This window comes from Lelliottia sp. RD5, assembly GCF_056032945.1.
This window is the reverse complement of record NZ_JBVYHQ010000006.1, coordinates 209,410-228,445: the sequence shown is the minus strand read 5'-3', so window position 1 is coordinate 228,445 and position 19,036 is coordinate 209,410. Positions and strand designations below refer to the sequence as shown.

Annotated in this window: 15 protein-coding genes; 7 read left to right on the top strand and 8 right to left on the bottom strand. The window is 57.0% G+C overall.

Features of this window, described 5'->3' with window-relative positions:
* The first annotated feature begins 78 nt into the window (after nucleotides 1–78).
* From mtnN to AC0LWE_RS18180, 3 genes are read left to right on the top strand one after another with little or no spacing between them, the layout of a single operon-like run.
* Nucleotides 79–777: a 5'-methylthioadenosine/S-adenosylhomocysteine nucleosidase gene (mtnN, locus tag AC0LWE_RS18190; protein ID WP_059180073.1), complete on the top strand. Its 699-nt coding sequence runs from the start codon at nucleotides 79–81 to the stop codon at nucleotides 775–777.
* Complete coding sequence (gene btuF / locus AC0LWE_RS18185) at nucleotides 770–1,567, top strand: vitamin B12 ABC transporter substrate-binding protein BtuF (protein WP_059180074.1); 798 nt, start codon at nucleotides 770–772, stop codon at nucleotides 1,565–1,567. Before mtnN ends, btuF begins: the two co-directional genes overlap by 8 nt.
* A 30-nt stretch (nucleotides 1,568–1,597) precedes the next feature.
* Entirely contained in the window at nucleotides 1,598–2,221 is a 624-nt protein-coding gene (locus tag AC0LWE_RS18180) for a TRIC cation channel family protein (RefSeq protein ID WP_012016105.1), read from the top strand.
* Nucleotides 2,222–2,413: 192 nt separating this feature from the next.
* Here AC0LWE_RS18180 and erpA read toward each other — a convergent pair whose 3' ends face one another.
* Nucleotides 2,414–2,758: an iron-sulfur cluster insertion protein ErpA gene (gene erpA / locus AC0LWE_RS18175; protein WP_059180075.1), complete on the bottom strand. Its 345-nt coding sequence runs from the start codon at nucleotides 2,756–2,758 to the stop codon at nucleotides 2,414–2,416.
* A 79-nt stretch (nucleotides 2,759–2,837) separates the two neighbouring features.
* A complete protein-coding gene (clcA, locus tag AC0LWE_RS18170; protein ID WP_131487511.1) occupies nucleotides 2,838–4,238 on the bottom strand; it encodes a H(+)/Cl(-) exchange transporter ClcA in 1,401 nt (466 codons plus the stop codon).
* Nucleotides 4,239–4,416: 178 nt separating this feature from the next.
* Between clcA and hemL the strand changes: the two genes are divergently transcribed.
* The gene (hemL, locus tag AC0LWE_RS18165; RefSeq protein WP_219347048.1) at nucleotides 4,417–5,697 is read left to right on the top strand and encodes a glutamate-1-semialdehyde 2,1-aminomutase; all 1,281 of its coding nucleotides are present in this window, start codon (nucleotides 4,417–4,419) and stop codon (nucleotides 5,695–5,697) included.
* An 80-nt stretch (nucleotides 5,698–5,777) separates the two neighbouring features.
* Here the strand turns inward: hemL and fhuB are convergent, their stop codons facing one another.
* The 6 genes from fhuB to hrpB form a co-directional block, all read right to left on the bottom strand.
* Nucleotides 5,778–7,760, bottom strand: a complete 1,983-nt coding sequence (fhuB, locus tag AC0LWE_RS18160; RefSeq protein WP_131487512.1) for a Fe(3+)-hydroxamate ABC transporter permease FhuB — start codon at nucleotides 7,758–7,760, stop codon at nucleotides 5,778–5,780.
* Entirely contained in the window at nucleotides 7,757–8,644 is an 888-nt protein-coding gene (fhuD, locus tag AC0LWE_RS18155; protein ID WP_059180079.1) for a Fe(3+)-hydroxamate ABC transporter substrate-binding protein FhuD, read from the bottom strand. The genes fhuB and fhuD overlap by 4 nt, the downstream gene beginning before the upstream one ends.
* The gene (fhuC, locus tag AC0LWE_RS18150; RefSeq protein ID WP_059180080.1) at nucleotides 8,644–9,441 is read right to left on the bottom strand and encodes a Fe3+-hydroxamate ABC transporter ATP-binding protein FhuC; all 798 of its coding nucleotides are present in this window, start codon (nucleotides 9,439–9,441) and stop codon (nucleotides 8,644–8,646) included. Before fhuC ends, fhuD begins: the two co-directional genes overlap by 1 nt.
* Nucleotides 9,442–9,491: 50 nt before the next feature.
* Nucleotides 9,492–11,699 (bottom strand): ferrichrome porin FhuA, encoded by a 2,208-nt coding sequence (fhuA, locus tag AC0LWE_RS18145; RefSeq protein WP_216980475.1) that lies wholly within the window; start codon nucleotides 11,697–11,699, stop codon nucleotides 9,492–9,494.
* 234 nt (nucleotides 11,700–11,933) lie between these two features.
* On the bottom strand, nucleotides 11,934–14,462 hold the full coding sequence (gene mrcB, locus AC0LWE_RS18140; RefSeq protein WP_219347049.1) for a bifunctional glycosyl transferase/transpeptidase: 2,529 nt from the start codon (nucleotides 14,460–14,462) through the stop codon (nucleotides 11,934–11,936).
* A 184-nt stretch (nucleotides 14,463–14,646) separates the two neighbouring features.
* The gene (gene hrpB, locus AC0LWE_RS18135; RefSeq protein WP_219347050.1) at nucleotides 14,647–17,076 is read right to left on the bottom strand and encodes an ATP-dependent helicase HrpB; all 2,430 of its coding nucleotides are present in this window, start codon (nucleotides 17,074–17,076) and stop codon (nucleotides 14,647–14,649) included.
* A gap of 73 nt (nucleotides 17,077–17,149) precedes the next feature.
* Here hrpB and thpR point away from each other — a divergent pair, with 73 nt between their 5' ends.
* From thpR to dksA, 3 genes are all read left to right on the top strand, one after another.
* Nucleotides 17,150–17,704 (top strand): RNA 2',3'-cyclic phosphodiesterase, encoded by a 555-nt coding sequence (gene thpR, locus AC0LWE_RS18130; RefSeq protein ID WP_219347051.1) that lies wholly within the window; start codon nucleotides 17,150–17,152, stop codon nucleotides 17,702–17,704.
* Complete coding sequence (gene sfsA / locus AC0LWE_RS18125; RefSeq protein ID WP_131487518.1) at nucleotides 17,694–18,398, top strand: DNA/RNA nuclease SfsA; 705 nt, start codon at nucleotides 17,694–17,696, stop codon at nucleotides 18,396–18,398. The genes thpR and sfsA overlap by 11 nt, the downstream gene beginning before the upstream one ends.
* Nucleotides 18,399–18,572: 174 nt before the next feature.
* A complete protein-coding gene (dksA, locus tag AC0LWE_RS18120; RefSeq protein ID WP_012016093.1) occupies nucleotides 18,573–19,028 on the top strand; it encodes an RNA polymerase-binding protein DksA in 456 nt (151 codons plus the stop codon).
* Nucleotides 19,029–19,036: the final 8 nt, after the last annotated feature.

The following is a 19,036-nucleotide window of genomic DNA, read 5'->3' as shown; positions in this document are numbered from 1 at the left end:
TCCCCCGCGTGAGAATGCGTTTCCCCTTAAGCGCATGATAGACTATGCATCTTAACAAGGCACATCGCGAGTAAATCTATGAAAATCGGCATTATTGGTGCAATGGAAGAAGAAGTTACGCTGCTGCGTGACAAAATTGAGAACTGTCAGACTCTGTCTCTGGGCGGCTGTGAAATCTATACCGGCCAGTTGAACGGGACTGACGTGGCTCTGCTGAAATCAGGCATCGGTAAAGTCGCTGCCGCGCTGGGCGCGACGCTACTGCTGGAGCGCTGCAAACCTGACGTGATCATCAACACCGGTTCTGCGGGCGGTCTGGCGCCAACCCTGAAAGTGGGCGACATCGTCGTTTCTGATGAAGCACGCTATCACGACGCCGATGTGACCGCATTTGGCTACGAATACGGCCAGCTTCCGGGCTGCCCGGCCGGTTTTAAAGCCGACGACAAATTGATTGCTGCCGCTGAAAGCTGCATCGCGGAACTGAACCTCAACGCCGTACGCGGCCTGATTGTCAGCGGCGACGCTTTCATCAACGGTTCCGTAGGCCTGGCAAAAATCCGTCACAACTTCCCGAATGCCATTGCTGTTGAAATGGAAGCGACGGCTATTGCGCACGTGTGCCATAACTTTAGCGTGCCGTTCGTCGTCGTTCGCGCCATCTCTGACGTGGCCGATCAGCAGTCCCATCTGAGCTTTGACGAGTTCCTGACCGTTGCCGCTAAGCAGTCCACGATTATGGTGGAAACCCTGGTGCAGAAACTGGCGCGTGGCTAAGTTTTTAGGGGCGCTGGTCGCCCTGTGTCTGCTCTCACCGGCGTGGCTTCTGGCTGCGCCGCGTGTGATTACCCTCTCCCCTGCCAATACTGAGCTGGCCTTTGCCGCGGGGATCACGCCCGTCGCAGTCAGCAGTTTTTCTGACTATCCTCCCGAAGCAAAAAAACTCGAGCAGATCTCGACCTGGCAAGGTATGAACCTTGAACGCATCGTCGCGCTGAAGCCGGATTTGGTCCTCGCGTGGCGCGGCGGAAACGCAGAGCGGCAGGTCAATCAACTCACGTCACTCGGCATAAACGTGCTGTGGATTGATGCCATCAGTATTGAGCAGGTCGCTCAGGCGCTACAGGATCTTGCGCCTTACAGCCCGACGCCTCAAAAAGCCAGACAGGCCGCGCAACAGTTGCTGAAAGACTACGCGGATCTGAAAGCCCGCTATGACACACCCGTCAAAAAACGCGTGTTCCTTCAGTTTGGCAATCAGCCACTGTTTACCACCGGAAAGGGCTCGATTCAAAACCAGGTGCTGGAAGTCTGCGGCGGCGAAAATATCTTTGCGGCGAGCCGCGTTCCCTGGCCGCAGGTGAGCCGTGAACAGGTGCTGGCGCGTCAGCCGCAGGCCATCGTCGTGGCAGGCAATGCGAGCGAGATCCCTAAAATTGAACAATTCTGGCAAAGCCAGCTAAAAATTCCGGTTATCGCCCTGCACAGTGACTGGTTTGAACGCGCAAGCCCGCGTATTATCCTCGCCGCAAAACAACTCTGCTCTGCGTTGTCGCAGAGCCATTAATATAGCCCCTGGTCATTTTAGGACTCGACGATGCTCGTTTATTGGCTGGATATCCTGGGAACCGCCGTCTTTGCCATCTCTGGCGTGCTGCTCGCAGGCAAACTGCGCATGGACCCGTTTGGCGTGCTGGTGCTCGGTGTGGTGACTGCGGTGGGCGGCGGGACGATCCGCGATATGGCGCTCGATCACGGTCCGGTGTTTTGGGTGAGAGATCCCACCGATCTGGTGGTGGCGATGGTCACCTGCCTGCTAACCATCGTGCTGGTACGTCAGCCTCGCCGTTTACCCAAGTGGATCCTCCCGGTGCTGGATGCCGTCGGATTGGCGGTGTTTGTCGGGATCGGCGTTAACAAGGCGTTTATGGCGGGCACGGGTCCGATGGTCGCAATCTGCATGGGCGTATTGACGGGCGTCGGCGGCGGTATTATCCGCGATATTCTTGCGCGTGAAGTGCCAATGATATTGCGTACCGAAATCTACGCCACCGCCTGCATTATCGGCGGAATCGTTCACGCCACAGCGTTTTATACTTTTGGCGTAGAGCTGGAAACCGCAGCGATGATCGGCATGGTGGTGACGCTGGCGATTCGTCTGGCGGCGATACGCTGGCACTTAAAATTGCCGACGTTTGCGCTTGATGAAAATGGAAGGTAAAGCAAACGGCAACCCCGTTGCCGTTTTTTAATGTTTTCTCCCGCTCTCCGTGGGAGAGAGCCAGGGTGAGGGCATCAGACCGCACGTCGTAAAAGCAAACGGCAACCTAAGGGTTGCCGTTTTAGTCTTTGCCCCCCGCCGTGCGGGAGAGCGCTGGGATCAGGACATCAGAAAGCCCTGCCCTTTAAACCATTAGATGCTGAAGGAAGAACCGCAGCCGCAGGTGCTTTTCGCGTTCGGGTTCGTCACGACAAAGCGCGAACCTTCCAGACCTTCGGTGTAATCCACCGCGCCGCCCACCAGATATTGCAGGCTCATCGGATCAACGACCAGCGCAACGCCCTGCTTCTCGATGGTCATATCCCCATCGTTGATTTTATCGTCGAAGGTAAAACCGTACTGGAAGCCGCTGCAACCGCCGCCTGTAATATAAACTCGCAGTTTCAGCTCCGGATTATTTTCATCGGCAATCAGGACTTTCACTTTTTTGGCTGCTGCTTCAGTAAATTGCAACGGCAGCGCTACGTCATCACTCATTTTTTGCTCCCATGAATACTGCTATTGAGTAAAAATCACCCAATTCATATTTTCATTATCTAATACCCTGGTAATTCATTCAAGTATTCTGCTTCACGGCAAGCTCAGCCTCCTGCTTCGCCAGGGTGCGGGCAAGAATCGTGGAGTATAGCGGCTTTCCGCCCAGGAATTGGGCTAATAGTGTCGCGCCGAGGCAGGTAATGATCATTGGCAAAATGAGCTGATAATTGTCCGTCATTTCCAGAACCAGCAAAATGCCGGTCAACGGTGCCCGCAAAGACGCGGCCAGCAGCGCCCCCATTCCGGCGATGGCAAACGTACCGGCTTCAAGGTGATAAGCCGGGAAACCCACCGCCGCCGCCATGCCAAACGCCGTACCGAGCAGCGTCCCTAGCGCCAGCATAGGCGCAAAAATCCCGCCCGGGGCACCGGAAGAAAAGCACAGCAGCGTGGTGATCACGCGAGTGAAAAAGAGAAACAGCAGCATCCCGATGCTGAAATTCCCCGCCGCCGCGATGGGAATCAGGCTGAATCCGCCGCCGGAGGTCTCGGGTTCGATGACCCCCAACACGCCGCACATCCCGCCGAGCAACCCGCCCACCAGCACCCACTTTGTCATATTGCCGCCGTGAATACGCTGGAACAGATCCTGAGTGCGCAGTATCAGCGTGTTAAATAGCGGTCCGATAACGCCAAAAATCATGCCCAGAATCAGATACAGCCAGAGCGTATTAACCGGCGCATTGGTGAATTTCCCCACCTCAATCACTGCGCCTTCGCCGTTGAAAATGCGAAACACGATGCTCGACATGATCACGCCCGTGAAGACCGCTTTGATCGAAATAAGGTTGTAGCGAAACTGCGGGCGCATCTCTTCGATAATAAACAAGATCCCCGCCAGCGGCGCGTTAAACGCGGCGGACAAACCTGCGGCAGCCCCCGTCGCGAGCAGCGTGTGCTGCGCTTCGCCGCTGCGCATACGGAAAATATCCGCCACCATACGCCCGATATTCCCGCCCAGCTGCACCGTTGGGCCTTCGCGTCCTAACACCATTCCCGCGCCGAGCGTACCCATCCCGCCAAGGAATTTGACCGGGATAACACGCCACCAGCGAACCGGGCGCAACTCTTCCAGCGCGCCTTCGATTTCCGGTATTCCGGAACCGCCCGCTTCCGGCGCGAATTTACGCACCAGAAAATAGCCTACCATCGCCAGCAACGCCGACAGCCCAAACGCCAGCGGCCACACAAGCCACGGGTTTTCTGCCGTCGCTGCCAACGTGCCGATACGCCAGTTGAGTATCGCATTAACGGCTTTTTCGAATGCAATACCCACCAGTCCTGCGAGCGTACCGACGACCGCCGCCATAATCAGGATCATCAGCGGCGTTTTATCACGATTGAGCAGGCGTCGAACGCTTATCCGGCGGCGCGCGCGCGCCAATTGTTGTTCTTCAAATGAGGAATTGTTTGCAGTCATCACCAATTCTTATATTGATCATACAAATATTTAAGGGGATTTTAATGCGCCTGACACCGCGCGTCGCCTGAAAAATCCTTAACCTTTGTTCTGTATCATTTGGGCAAAAATTTTATAACCATCCGCGAATCACTTAGAATAGCTGGCTTACCCTTTTTCTACGAACCAGGAACACGCTATGAGCAAGTCTGAAAACCTGTACAGCGCTGCACGTGAGCTTATCCCGGGCGGCGTAAACTCTCCCGTTCGCGCCTTTACCGGCGTCGGTGGAACGCCGCTGTTTATTGAACGTGCAGACGGTGCGTTTCTGTACGATGTCGATGGCAAAGCCTATATCGATTATGTCGGTTCCTGGGGTCCAATGGTGCTCGGGCACAACCACCCCACCATCCGCAACGCAGTCATTGAAGCCGCACAGCGCGGGTTAAGTTTCGGCGCGCCTACCGAAATGGAAGTCAAGATGGCGGAACTGGTGACGGAACTGGTCCCGACGATGGATATGGTGCGTATGGTGAACTCCGGCACGGAGGCGACCATGAGCGCCATCCGTCTGGCGCGTGGTTTTACCGGACGCGACAAAATCATCAAATTTGAAGGCTGCTATCACGGCCACGCTGACTGTCTGCTGGTCAAAGCCGGTTCTGGCGCACTGACGCTCGGCCAGCCGAACTCGCCGGGCGTACCGGCAGATTTCGCTAAGCACACGCTCACCTGCACTTATAACGACCTCGACACCGTTCGCGCGGCGTTTGAGCAGTATCCGCAAGAGGTTGCCTGCATCATCGTTGAGCCTGTCGCGGGCAACATGAACTGTATTCCACCGCAACCAGAGTTTCTGCCGGGCCTGCGCGCGCTGTGTGACGAATTCGGCGCGCTGCTGATTATCGACGAAGTGATGACCGGTTTCCGCGTCGCGCTGGCGGGCGCGCAATCTTATTACGATGTAGTGCCTGACCTGACCTGCCTTGGCAAAATTATCGGCGGCGGTATGCCGGTGGGCGCATTTGGTGGGCGCAAAGATGTGATGGAAGCCCTGGCACCAACCGGTCCGGTTTACCAGGCCGGTACGCTGTCCGGTAACCCTATCGCCATGGCCGCTGGTTTTGCCTGTCTGACCGAAGTCGCGCAGCCTGGCATTCACGAAACCCTGACCGATCTGACCACGCAACTGGCTAACGGCCTGCTGGAAGCGGCGGAAGAAACGGGCGTTCCGCTGGTGGTGAACCACGTTGGCGGCATGTTCGGGATCTTCTTCACCGATGCGAAAACCGTGACCTGCTATCAGGACGTGTTGAAATGCGACGTTGAGCGCTTCAAGCGTTTCTTCCATCTGATGCTGGAAGAAGGTGTGTATCTGGCGCCATCAGCGTTCGAAGCGGGCTTTATGTCCGTCGCGCACAGCGTGGAAGATATCAATAAAACCATCGACGCAGCGCGTAAGGTGTTTGCGAAGCTTTGATGCGTGCGACCTGATGCCCTCTCCCACAGGAGAGGGCGAAAACACTAAAAAAGGCAACCGAGGTTGCCTTTTTGCATTTATTACCGACTCTGCTTTCTCAACAGATAAATAAAGTACGGCGCGCCGATAAAGGTCGATAGCAGTCCTGCCGGGATCTGATATGGGAACAGCACCATTCTGCCCAGCCAGTCCGCGATGACCAGTATCATCCCACCCGTTAGCGCCGACATCACGATAAACGGCATCGTGCGACGGAAGCCCATCATGCGCGCAATATGCGGTGCCATCAGGCCAATAAAACTCAACGGACCGATTGTCATGGTCGCGACCGCCGTCAGACAAGCCGCCAGCAACAGCAGTCCCACGCGCGACGGCGTCAGCGCGACGCCCACGGCACGCGCGGTTTCACCGCCCAGCGGCAAAATGGTCATCCAGCGACGACACAGCGGCGTCACCGCCAGCAGCAACAGCATCGCGATGCCGGAATGCATCACCTGAGCGCCCGTGGCGTTATATGTTGAACCTGAAATCCACGTCAGGATCTGCGCCATGCGCGGATCGCCGCTGGCCTGCAGCATCATCAGCAGCATGGTAAACGCGGTACTCAGCGCCATCCCCGCCAGCAGCATGCGATGCGGCGAGAAACCGCCGCGCCCCGCCGCGATCATGATAATGAAAAGCGTGGCCGCCGCGCCGAGACTGCCCGCCGGCATCAGCCAGCCAAAGGCATCGCCCGGTACAAAGAACAGCATCAACACCACGCCAAACGCCGCGCCGGAGCTGATCCCCAGCACTTCCGGGCTCGCCATCGGGTTGCCGGTTAAGCGCTGAATAATACAGCCCGCCACAGCCAGCATGACGCCCGCAATCAGAGCGGAGGAGATTCGCGGCCAGCGCCACTGCGCCAGGTCGTTGAGGAGTGTTCCGCTTGCCCAATGCCAGCCGCTGGCATCGCGTCCCAGAGACAGCGCCAGCCAGCAGATGAGAACCAGCACGCCGACACCCGCCAGGGAAAACCACAGGATGTGCTGGCGCTCGGCATACACTTTGTCCCCGGCATCCATCGCCGGCGCACTCATGCTGCGAAGACGCGGCAGCAGCCAGAGCAGAAGCGGCGCGCCAATCAGCGCCGTGACGGACCCGGTCGAAACTTCCATCCAGACGCGCGCCAGCCAGAGAATAATTTGGTCGGAAAGCCAGAGGATCAGCGCCCCAATCAGAGGAGCCAATATCAGGCGCGCCAGCAATCGGCGCGCACCGAGCATTTTCGCCAGCAGAGGCGCAAACAGCCCGATAAAGCCGATAATCCCCACAGCATTGACCAGCAGCGCGCTGAGCACGATCGCCAGCGTCAAAGCCCCCAGACGTGCCAGCGACAGCGCCAGGCCGAGATTGCGCGCCACGCCGTCATCCAGCCCCATCAGCGTCAACGGACGCAGCAGCAGCAAGGTCAGCAGCACGCCGCCGAGCAACTGCGGCCACAGGCGCTGCACGATGCTCCAGTCGGTTTGCGTCAGCGTTCCAGTGCTCCAGAGGAACATGCTTTGCAGCTGATCGTGATGAAACAGCACCAGCAGCTGATTGATCGCCCCGCAGTACAGACTGACCACCAGGCCCGCCAAAATCAGCGTGACCGGAGAGAGGCGTTTACCCCAGGCGACGCCAAACACCAGCGCCCCCACGATGCATGCGCCCGCCAGCGCGGCAAACTGGCTGGTTAACGCGCCAGGCAGCGCCCAGAGCGTGGTGATCGTGATCCCAAGCTGCGCGCCGGTGGCGACGCCAAGCGTGGTTGGCTCCGCCAGCGGATTACGCAAGACCTGCTGGAAAAGCACGCCGACAAGACCCAGACCTGCGCCAACCAGCAGCGAAATCGCCAGCCGCGGCAGCAGACTGTAGTGGAAAATCATCTGCTGGATATTGTCGATATCCGGAACGGAAATCGCCTGACCCCACTGCCCACGCGGCAGCGCAATCGACAGATTTACCCCCGTCAGAAGCAGCGCGGCAATGAAAACGACGCCGAGCAGGAGCGCCGGGAAAAGCGCGAAACGTGATTTCATGCTTTGCCTCCGATCGCACCGTCAAGCACGCGGGCGAAGTGCATCGCAGAGAGCGTCGCGCCGTAGAACCACACCGCTGGCACACGCTGGAAACGCTGTTCACGTACAAACGGCATGGCCTGCCACAGCGGCGTCGCCATCAGGGTTTGCATTTCACGCTCATTACCATGATCAAAACAGAGCACGTCAACATCGCGGAACTGCGCAAGACGATCGATACCGATCGCAGTACTGCCCCAGAACGTCATCTCGCCTTCCCAGGCATTCGGAATCCCGTAACGATCGAGCACTTCCTGGAACAGGCAGTTTTTGCCAAACACCAGCATATGCCGCGCGTCCAGTAGCGTGACCATCAGCAACGGCCGATCGCCACGATGCGCAAAGCGCGGTTTTAAGGCGTCGATAACCTTGTCGAAATGATCGAGATGCTCTTTTGCCACCGCCTCTACATCCAGAAGCTGCGCCATTTCAGAGAGGGAGTGACGCGCCATGGTCAGCGGTTTTTTACCGTCGCTGAACGAGAAACCGCGGCCCGGCGCGATGCGCGCCAGCGTCTCCGCAGACGGGCCGTAGCCCGCAGACCAGACTAAATAGGACGGCTTCATCTGGGTCAGTAACTCAAGATTGGGTTCGGTGCGCAAACCAATATCAATCACCGAGTCCGGGATTTTTGGCTCGTTGACCCACAGGTTATAGTTGGGAATATCCGCCACACCGTAGGGCGTGATACCCAGCGCCAACATCAGCTCAACCGGCAGCCACTCCAGCGCCACAATTCGGTGCGGGTTGATGGCGGCGGCGCGGGCGGTGCCCATTTTTAGCAGCAGTGGCGAAAGCGCCATGGCCGTCAGTAAGCGACGGCGACTAATCATAGAATCCCGCATCAGTAGACAAAGCTCACCGGTGCAGCGCCGGCCGGATGCGGCAGAATGCCCATCGGAATGCCGTAAATCAGCTCCAGCGTTTCGCTGCGCATCAGCTCAGATGGTGTGCCCTGGGCGATCATTTCCCCGCCGCGCAGCGCCACAAGATAGTCGCAGTAGCGCGCGGCCATGTTGATGTCATGCAGAACGGCAATCACCGTCAGCCCTTTTTGCTGGCTGAGACGATGGATTAACGCCAGGACATCCACCTGGTGCGCGATATCCAGCGCGGAGGTCGGTTCATCGAGCAGCAGACAGTCGCTGTCCTGCGCCACCAGCATTGCGATCCACGCCCGCTGACGCTCACCGCCGGACAAACTATCGACCAGGCGATGCGCGAGCGGTTTTAAGCCGACCAGCGCGATCGCCTCGTCCACTTTTTCTCTGTCGGCCACGCCAAAACGCCCGAGCGCACCGTGCCACGGATAACGCCCTATCGCCACCAGCTCGCGCACGGTCATCCCTTCAGCCTGCGGCAGTTGCTGCGGTAGATAGGCAACTTTGCGGGCAAACGCCTTGCTGTTCCAGCTGTCGAGCGGCTGTCCATCAAGCAGGATATCCCCTTCTGATGGCGGCTGATGGCGACCCAGCATTTTGAGCAATGTGGATTTACCCGAACCGTTGTGGCCGATAAGGCCGGTCACTTTGCCAACAGGGAACGTCAGGGAGAGCGGATGCAGCAAGGTGCGTCCGGGCACGCGGAAGGAGGTGTTATCGAGCGTAAAGGTGGTATCGGATTGCGAGTTTTTATCCTGCATGGTGGCCAACTTAAATAAAAAGGGCACGGCGAACCGTGCCCAAAAGGAGATTAGAAGCGGAAGGTCGCAGTGGCGACAACCTGACGTCCTGCACCCCAGTAGCATGCGTATTCGCTGTAGCAACTGGAGACATACTCACGGTCAAAGATGTTGTTCACGTTAACGCCGACCGAAGAACCAGGCAGTCCAAAGCGCGCCAGATCGTATTTCACGGTCGCATCCGCCAGCGCATAGCCCGCCACGTTAAATGACTGGTACGCTTTTGGAGAGGCGGCTGAATAGTAAGAAACCGTGTTACCAATGTAACGGGTCCCTGCACCCACGGTCAGACCGCTCAGCGCCGTTTCGTGGAAGGTGTAATCCGCCCACAATGAGGCCATGTTACGTGGCACTTCCGCCGGACGACGGCCTTCATACCAGGTATCGTGCGTATATTCTGCATCAGTGTAGCTATAGGATGCCGTCACGTTGACATTGGCATTCACCGCTGCTTTGGCTTCCAGTTCAAAGCCACGTGAGCGAATTTCACCGCCCTGCACGCTAAAGCCGCTGGTCGGGTTCGCCGGATCGGCAGTCAGGTTGTTGTTTTTGGTAAGCTGGTAGACCGCCGCCGTGACAACAACAGGCAGATCTTTAGGTACATATTTCACGCCCGCTTCGTACTGCTTGCCGCGCGCCGGATCGAACGGTTTACCGCCTTGGGTGGTACCCGAGATCGGTTCGAATGACTCGCTGTAGTTAAAGTACGGCGTGATGCCGTTATCGAACAGGTAGTTAATACCGCCGCGCCAGGTGAATGCCCGATCGTTAATTTCTGCGGTAGTGCCGGAGGTACGGGTCAGCGCGGAGGTTTTGGCGAAATCATAGCGACCACCCATTGTGAGCACCCACTTATCCCATTCTGCCTGGTCTTGCGCATACAGGCCAGTTTGCTCCTGACGATTAAGCACTTTGTACAGGTAGTAAACGTCAACATTCGGATTACCATACGCAGGCTTGGTCATACTGATCGGATCGGCAGTGCCATAGTCTGCATTAATGTCATTGCGCATACGCAGATAATCAACCCCCGTTAACAGGGTATGATCGACGGCACCGGTCGCAAATTTAGACTGCAGCTGGGTATCCACTGTGAATGAGTTCAGATCTTCATCAGAACGCACGTAGGCACGGCTGATCTGTGCCGGGGCGATATAGCCATTACCGTAGACCGAGCGGTAAAGGGTGTTAATTTTGGCGTAACGCAGGTTTTGACGCACGGTAAAGGTGTCGTCAAATTCATGCGCGAAGCTGTAGCCCACCATCTTCTGGCGACGGGAGATCTTATTGTCTTCCTCGCCTTCGTTAAAATCGGTCGGCAGCTTGTGCGCTTTTCCGTTGGCGTCATAGTAAGGCACAACGGTACCTTCCCGCGGCAGCCAGCCGTAATAGCCCGCATCCGGGTCGCTTTGGAAGTTGCTCAGGAAAGTGAAATCGGTTTTATCGTCAGGACGCCAGCTAAAGGAAGGCGCAATGGCATAGCGGGTGGATTTGACCATCTCCTGCTGCGCATTTTCACTTCGGCCCAGACCGGTCAGGCGGTATGACCACACGCCGTCATCGTCAATCGCATCGCTGAAATCAAACCCGGTTTGCCACAGGTTATCGGTGCCCATCTTGAACTGAATTTCTTTCAGCGGCTCGGTGGTCGGGCGCTTGCTGACCATGCTGACGACGCCGCCCGGATGGCTTTTTCCGTACAGGACGGACGTTGGGCCACGCAGCAGTTCAACACGTTCAAGGAAATACGGGTCCATGGACGCTTCAGAGTAGTTATCACCTTGCAGCTTCATCCCATCCAGATACTGGTTGGTATTCACAGTGCTGGAGGTTGTGAAGCCACGAATAGACACCACGTCGTACGTCGTGGATGCACCGCGAGTGGCAAAGACGCTTGGCGTATAGGCCAGGGCCTGCTTAACCGTACCCGGCTGTTTCATGTCCATTTCTTCACGCGTGACCACGGAAATAGACTGCGGGGTTTTCTCAATAGGCGTATCGGTTTTCGTCGCCGTTGCCGTGCGTTTTGCCGCAATCGTCGGCGCAGGCCCCCACGGGCTCTCCTGTGCAGCCGGAGCGGCCGTGACGGTAATGGTTTCTTCTTTTTTTGGGGTTTCAGCCGCATGAGCGTATGCAGACATGCCGGCAACCGCTGTGGCTACAACGACTGCGATTTTACGCAGCGAAGCATTCATTGGCTGAGCAGTTTTAAGCGCCATTGGTATATCTCTGATGAAAGAGTGAATGATAACGTAAACGAGAATTATTATTATGACCGCAGAATAATAGGCGAAACGCTGGCGGCATAGCAAGCAATATGCGCCCCTACAAGAATTGAGGGTTTAAGAATTAAACAAGTAGAAACGCGGGGTTAAACTGAGATGAAAACCAGGTTAGAAGAATGTATGACGGAAGTGAAAAATCCCCCTCACTGCGGAGGGGGATGAAGGAGACTAGTTGCTGCCGAACATATCTTTGATCCAGCCTGCGACGCCGTCGCTGTCTTTCTTCTCATTCTGCTGCGGCGGCTGTTGTTGCTGCGGCTGCTGCTGAGGTTGAGAAGACTGTTCAAACGGATTGCCCGTCGGTTGCTGCGTTGGGTTTTGCTGGCACAGCGAATCCGGATCGGTCGTCCAGACAGGCAAGGTACGCACCCCGCCGCCACAAACGAAGTTACCGGAATCATCCACGCCCATATCGACGATATCTTCTGGCGCCGTCAGGTTCAGCGGAACCGGAGACTGATTAGCCAGATAGCGCTGATAAATTGACATCGCCCCGCTGGCACCGTACAGCTTGGTCGGCTGGTTGTTATCGCGGCCAACCCAGGTGATCACCACTTCACGCCCGTCAATCCCTGCAAACCAGGTATCGACGTTGTTGTTGGTGGTCCCGGTTTTACCCGCCAGATGCAGACCCGGATATTTCGCGCCAAGCTGGCGACCCGTACCGCGCTGCACAACCTGCTGCATCGTCCACAGCGTCATATACGCGGCCTGCGCAGGCACCGCGCGCTCCGCCTGCGGGAAGCTCTGATACAGCACCGAGCCGTCTTCAGCGATAACCGAACGCAGAGAAGAGAGCTGAGCGCGGTTACCGCCGCTGGCGATCGTCTGGAATGCCTGCGCCACTTCGATTGGCGTTAGGTTCAACGCGCCCAGGATCATCGCCGGCACCGGATGCAGCTGATCTTTCGCTACCCCCAGCTTCTGCCAGGTGTCCGTAATCGCAGGCAGACCCAGCGCCATACCGAGGTTAACCGTCGGCACGTTCATGGAACGGGTTAGCGCATCCACCAGCATCACCTGACCGCTGAACTGTTTATCATCGTTCTGCGGCGACCACACCTGGCCGTTAGGCTGGCGCAGGGCAATCGGTGCATCGGCAATCCAGGTGTTCAGTCGATACTGATTCGGCTGGCTCAGCGCGGTCAGATAGGTCGCTGGTTTTGCCAGAGAACCAATTGAACGACGCGCCTGCATCGCACGGTTGTAGCCCGCGTATTGCGGTTCAGCACCGCCGACCATCGCACGAACTTCACCGGAATTACGATCGACCACCACCATCGCGGTTTCCAGATCGCTCAGCTTACGCTGCTTTTTCAGCACCGGAATGCCGTCAACTGCGGCTTTCTCAGCGGCGTCCTGCGCGACCGAGTCGAACGTGGTAAAGATCTTCACGCCGGAGAGATCTTTCACCTTATCGCCAAGCTTGGTTTGCAGCTCCTGACGCACCATCTGCATAAACGCAGGCTGCGGAGAGATCACCCCACCGCGCGGCTGAACGCCCAGCGGACGCGCACTCAGCATCTCGTAAAGTTCCTGATCGATAACCTGCTGCTGTTGCAGCAAACGCAGGACCAGATTACGACGCTCAAGCGCCAGCTTCGGGTTGCGCCACGGGTTATAGATTGACGCGCCTTTCACCATGCCCACCAGCAACGCTTGCTGATCGAGGCTCAGTTCCTCTACCGGACGACCAAAGTAATACAGGCTCGCCAGCGGGAAGCCGCGGATCTCGTTATCACCGCTCTGACCGAGATACACCTCGTTCATATACAGCTCAAGAATACGATCTTTGCTGTAGCGGGCATCCATCAGCACGGCCATGTACGCTTCGTTGGCCTTGCGCCAGTAAGAGCGCTCGCTGGAGAGGAACAGGTTTTTAACCAGCTGCTGCGTCAGGGTACTCGCCCCCTGCACCGTGCGTCCGGCCGTCAGGTTCGCCAGCACCGCACGACCGATGGAGTACAAACTCACGCCGTCGTGTTCGTAGAAATGACGGTCTTCCGTCGCCAGCAGCGTATCGACCAGCAGATCCGGGAAGCCGTTACGCGCCACAAACAGGCGCTGCTCGCCGTTTGGTGAAGAGAGCATGGTGATCAGGCGCGGATCGAGACGGAAGAAACCGAACTGGCGGTTGCTTTCCAGGTTCTCGATTGTTTCGAGACGATCGCCGTCAAAGGTCAGACGCGCACGCACCTGCCCTTCTTTACTGTCCGGGAAATCAAACGGACGACGGATCATCTCGATGCTTTTCGCCTGCACGGTAAACTCGCCGGGACGCGTCATCTTCGTCACCTGACGATACTGTGTCGCTTCCAGCAGTTTGACCATTTCGTTCTTGCTGATGGACATATCTGGCTCAAGGTTCACCATGCGGCCATATACCGCCGCCGGTAACTGCCAGACTTTACCGTCGATACGGCTGCGGATCTTTTGATCCAGGTACACACCGTAAATCGCCATCAGGGCAACAAATACAATAAACAGCTTCAGCAGCAGCCAGAACCAGCCGCGTCGTCCACGAGGCTTCCGCCCTTTGCCTTTACCTTTACGCGGCATGGGTTCTTGATCCTCATCATCGTCTTCATAGTCATCGTCATAATCCTCATCACTGAGGCGACGACGGCTCACTTTTTCCTTCGCCGGACGCGCAGGTTTACCCTTACGTCCAATTGGCTCGCGGTCATTCCCCGCCATGCTTTTTCTCCGCAACTGTCAGGCGCAAAGGCCCGATTCTCTTTTCTTCCACCAGGCGGTGAAAGAAGAAATCTCTCAAAAATAAACACCTAAACTTTTCAATGGCAAAAGTCTTGCGTGTTTTCCCCCTCTCCCTGAGGAAGAGGGCCGGGGTGAGGGTTTCACACTGCACTCCCCACTTCGGTTACGAATATTTTTTCGTCCGTCTCGTCGGTGCTGTGTTTGCCGGATCGTCCGGCCAGACATGCTTTGGGTACCGCCCTTTCATCTCTTTTTGCACTTCGCGATAGCTTCCGGCCCAGAACGCGCTTAAATCACGCGTAATTTGCAGCGGACGATGCGCAGGTGATAATAGCTCAAGTACCAGCGGAACACGCCCTTCTGCAATGGATGGCGTGGCGGACTCACCAAACATCTCCTGCATCCGCACGGCCAGCGCCGGTGAATTATCTTGATGATAACGAATGGCTATCCGGCTTCCGGTCGGCACAGTGTAATGCCCAGGAAGCTCTCTATCCAGACGTTGGCGCAATGACCAGTCGAGTAAATTCTGTAACGCTGTCTTAACATCCAGAGATTTAAGCGCTTTGAGCGAATGCACACCGCGCATTTCGGGCAATAACCACGTCTCCAGTGAGGCCAGCAGCGTTTCATCATCAACCGCAGGCCAGTCATCTTCCGGCAACCACTGCGCCGCGCAGTGTAAACGCAGTCGATACTGTTCAGCCTCCGGCGTCCAGCTCAGGACGTTCAGGCCTTTATCACGAATACCGTTCAGCATCGCCTGGTGCAATTCGTCTTCTGACGGCTTTGCCAGCGGTTTAACACTTACCGTGAGTCGACCAATCTGGCTGCGGCGAAACGCCTTTAAGGTGCCCTGCGCGTCATCCCACTCAACGGTATCAGACTGCTGCAAAAGTTGCGGGCAACGGCGCGTTAACGCATCAATATCCACTGCCACCGCCTGCAAAATACGCGCATCGGGCGACTGACTGCCCTGCAACAGCAGCGGCGCGATGAGCCACTCATGCCGCGTCAGCGCATCGTCGCTGTCCAGCATCGCACCCATTCCATTTGCAAGCTGATAGCGCCCGTCCAGGCCGCGCCGACGGGCAATCCTGTCGGGAAAAGCCTGCGCCAGCAGTTCGGTGATTTTATCGCTGTCCAGCGTCCCGCCCCGGCTGTTAAGCCGCTGACAAAGCCGCTGCGCGCGCTGCTGCCAGTTCGGCTGATGACGGGAGAACGCCGAAGCCAGATCGCTGCTCGCCCCGCGCGGCGGCTCCTCCAGAATGGCGGCAAGTTTTGCTGCCGTGGCAATCTCATCATCGCCGTTCGCGACAATCAGCATCGCCGCCAGGCGCGGATCGTTACCCAGTGCAGCCATTTTCTGGCCTGCTGGCGTTAACCGATCGCCGTCCAGAGCACCCAGTTGCGTTAACAATTGCCGCGCCGCCGTCAGATTCACCACCGGCGGCCGATCGAGCCAGCAGAGCTGCGCCGGATCGGGGCATCCCCACTGCAACAGTTCCATGAGCAATCCTGAAAGATCGCTTTGCAAAATTTCTGGCGTACTTTGCGCGGCGGCGCGCTCGGCCTGTTCCGCGCTGGTGAGATGCAGACAGATCCCCGCCTCCAGACGCCCGGCGCGACCCGCACGCTGCGTCATGGAAGCCTGGCTGATACGCTGCGTCACCAGTTTGGTCAGTCCGGTGCGCGGATCAAAACTTGCCACCCGCTCCTGCGCCGTATCGACCACCAGACGGATGCCTTCAATGGTTAAGCTGGTCTCGGCGATATTGGTCGCCAGCACCACTTTTCGCTGGCCGACGAACGGCGGAAGTATCGCCTTGCGCTGTTCATTCAGAGAAAGTGCGCCGTACAGCGGACACAGCACAACATCGCTGCCCACGCGCGCAGTCAGTTTCTCCTGAACGCGCTGGATTTCGCCCACGCCGGGTAAAAACAGCAGTAATGATCCGGATTCGTGGCGCAACAGCTCAGCCGTCGCGATAGCAACCGCTTCATCGAAGCGCTGATGGGCGGGCAACGTTTGATAGCGACGTTCAACCGGAAACGCACGCCCTTCAGAGGAAATGACCGGCGCATCGGGCAGGATCTGTCGCAGCCGTTCGTTGTCGAGCGTGGCGGACATGATCAGCAGCTTGAGATCCTCACGCAGCCCTTGCTGCACGTCGAGCAGCAGCGCCAGCGCCAGATCGGCTTGCAGGCTGCGCTCATGAAATTCATCAAGGATCACCAGCCCCACACCGTTCAGCTCGGGATCGTTTTGCAGCATCCGGGTCAGGATCCCTTCCGTCACCACTTCCAGCCGCGTCGTCGCACCGACGCAGGTTTCCGCGCGCATACGATAACCCACGGTTTCGCCGGGCTTTTCACCGAGCAGTTCGGCCAGGCGTTGCGCCACATTGCGCGCCGCCAGCCTGCGCGGTTCCAGCAGAATGATTTTCCCGGAAATATCGCCCTCTTTGAGGATCTGTAGCGGCAGCCACGTCGATTTACCCGCCCCGGTAGGCGCGTTCAGCAGGACGTGAGGGGCATGGCGTAAGGCGGCAAGAAGCTCGGGAAGTACGGCGGCGACCGGCAATGAGGACACTAACTGCTCCAGAGGGTTAACATTCGTCGGCGTACATTGTAGCATCGGCGCATATCATTACCGAGTCCCCCGTATGTCTGAGTCGAAACGCCTGTTTTTCGCTATTGAACCGCCCGCCAAAATACAGCGGCAAATCGTTCGCTGGCGCGCTGAACATTTCCAGCCGGACGCCGGACATCCGGTTGCCGCGGCGAATTTACATCTCACGCTGGCTTTTTTGGGTGACGTCAGCGCGGATAAACAACAGGCGCTGGCTAAACTGGCCGGACGTATCCTTCAGCCGGGTTTTACCCTGAATCTCGATGACGCCGGTCAGTGGTTGCGTTCCCGCGTCGTGTGGCTGGGAACGCGTCAGCCGCCGCGTGGATTACTGCAGTTGGCCAATCTTTTGCGAGCGCAAGCCGCGCGCAGCGGGTGCTATCAAAGCCCGCAGCCGTTTCATCCTCATATCACCCTGTTGCGAAACACCCGCCATGCCGTCGCCATCCCGCCACCGGGCTTTCACTGGACGTTTTCGGTCACAGAATTCGTCCTTTACGAATCAGTTTTCTCAAACGGACGCACCCGATATACGCCGCTTCAGCGCTTTGCGTTAAGCGAACAACCAAGGATTTCCGATGAAGTTTAGCCCCGCCCTGCAATCCGCCACGCTTATCCAGCGCTATAAACGTTTTCTGGCGGATGTCGTGACGCCTGCGGGTGAACATTTGACGCTACACTGCCCGAATACTGGGGCGATGACCGGGTGCGCAACCCCCGGCGATACGGTGTGGTACTCCACGTCAGAAAATCTGAAACGCAAATATGCGCACACCTGGGAAATCACCGAGACCCAGCAAGGGGCGTTTATTTGTGTGAATACCCAACGCGCGAATCAACTGGTTAAAGAAGCCATCACCACCAATACGATCCCGGCGTTAACTGGCTACGCTTCCCTTAAAGGCGAAGTGAAATATGGCGAGGAAGGCAGCAGAATTGATTTTATGTTGCAGGCGGACGATCGCCCTGAGTGCTATATTGAAGTCAAATCAGTGACGTTAGCAGACAGGGATAATGGCTACTTTCCGGATGCGGTGACGCTACGCGGCCAAAAGCATCTGCGAGAGTTAATGACTGTTGCGGCGACGGGGAAGCGCGCCGTATTGTTGTTTGCGGTTTTGCATTCAGCCATTGAACGATTTTCCCCGGCCCGTCATATTGACCCGAAGTACGCACAATTGTTGAATGAGGCACAAAAGCAGGGGGTAGAAATTTTAGCTTATAAAGCTGAACTTTCTGCCGATAATATGACTCTGAAGTCCACTCTCCCCGTTGTGTTATAAGGGGTTAGAAGATGGCGATTTGGTGTTCTGGCCGCGTGCGCAAATACGCTTTTCCTCACAGGCTTGTCAAGTGTTACGTTTAGATAATTGCCTTACGGAAAAGCATCTGCTATTTATAGCGACCTGATTTTTCCCCCACACGGGGATCGATAGTGCGTGTTAAGGAGAAGCAACATGCAAGAAGGGCAAAACCGTAAAACATCGTCCCTGAGTATTCTCGCCATCGCTGGGGTGGAGCCATATCAAGAGAAGCCGGGCGAAGAGTATATGAACGAAGCCCAGCTGTCTCACTTCAAGCGTATTCTTGAAGCATGGCGTAATCAACTTAGGGATGAAGTCGATCGCACCGTTACCCACATGCAGGACGAAGCAGCAAACTTCCCGGACCCGGTTGACCGTGCCGCTCAGGAAGAAGAGTTCAGCCTCGAACTGCGTAACCGTGACCGCGAGCGCAAGCTGATCAAGAAGATTGAGAAGACGCTGAAGAAGGTTGAAGACGAAGATTTCGGCTTCTGCGAATCCTGCGGTGTAGAAATTGGTATTCGTCGCCTTGAAGCGCGTCCGACTGCCGATCTGTGCATCGACTGCAAAACGCTGGCTGAAATCCGCGAAAAGCAAATGGCCGGTTAATTCCAGCC

What these genes read in the sequence shown, in the direction of transcription:
- dksA (WP_012016093.1), top strand. Translation starts at nt 18,573, where the DNA reads ATGCAAGAAGGGCAAAACCGTAAAACATCGTCCCTGAGTATTCTCGCC.
- fhuB (WP_131487512.1), bottom strand. Translation starts at nt 7,760, where the DNA reads ATGAAATCACGTTTCGCGCTTTTCCCGGCGCTCCTGCTCGGCGTCGTT.
- sfsA (WP_131487518.1), top strand. Translation starts at nt 17,694, where the DNA reads ATGAAGTTTAGCCCCGCCCTGCAATCCGCCACGCTTATCCAGCGCTAT.
- erpA (WP_059180075.1), bottom strand. Translation starts at nt 2,758, where the DNA reads ATGAGTGATGACGTAGCGCTGCCGTTGCAATTTACTGAAGCAGCAGCC.
- mtnN (WP_059180073.1), top strand. Translation starts at nt 79, where the DNA reads ATGAAAATCGGCATTATTGGTGCAATGGAAGAAGAAGTTACGCTGCTG.
- fhuC (WP_059180080.1), bottom strand. Translation starts at nt 9,441, where the DNA reads ATGCAGGATAAAAACTCGCAATCCGATACCACCTTTACGCTCGATAAC.
- mrcB (WP_219347049.1), bottom strand. Translation starts at nt 14,462, where the DNA reads ATGGCGGGGAATGACCGCGAGCCAATTGGACGTAAGGGTAAACCTGCG.
- hemL (WP_219347048.1), top strand. Translation starts at nt 4,417, where the DNA reads ATGAGCAAGTCTGAAAACCTGTACAGCGCTGCACGTGAGCTTATCCCG.
- clcA (WP_131487511.1), bottom strand. Translation starts at nt 4,238, where the DNA reads ATGACTGCAAACAATTCCTCATTTGAAGAACAACAATTGGCGCGCGCG.
- fhuD (WP_059180079.1), bottom strand. Translation starts at nt 8,644, where the DNA reads ATGCGGGATTCTATGATTAGTCGCCGTCGCTTACTGACGGCCATGGCG.
- AC0LWE_RS18180 (WP_012016105.1), top strand. Translation starts at nt 1,598, where the DNA reads ATGCTCGTTTATTGGCTGGATATCCTGGGAACCGCCGTCTTTGCCATC.
- fhuA (WP_216980475.1), bottom strand. Translation starts at nt 11,699, where the DNA reads ATGGCGCTTAAAACTGCTCAGCCAATGAATGCTTCGCTGCGTAAAATC.
- thpR (WP_219347051.1), top strand. Translation starts at nt 17,150, where the DNA reads ATGTCTGAGTCGAAACGCCTGTTTTTCGCTATTGAACCGCCCGCCAAA.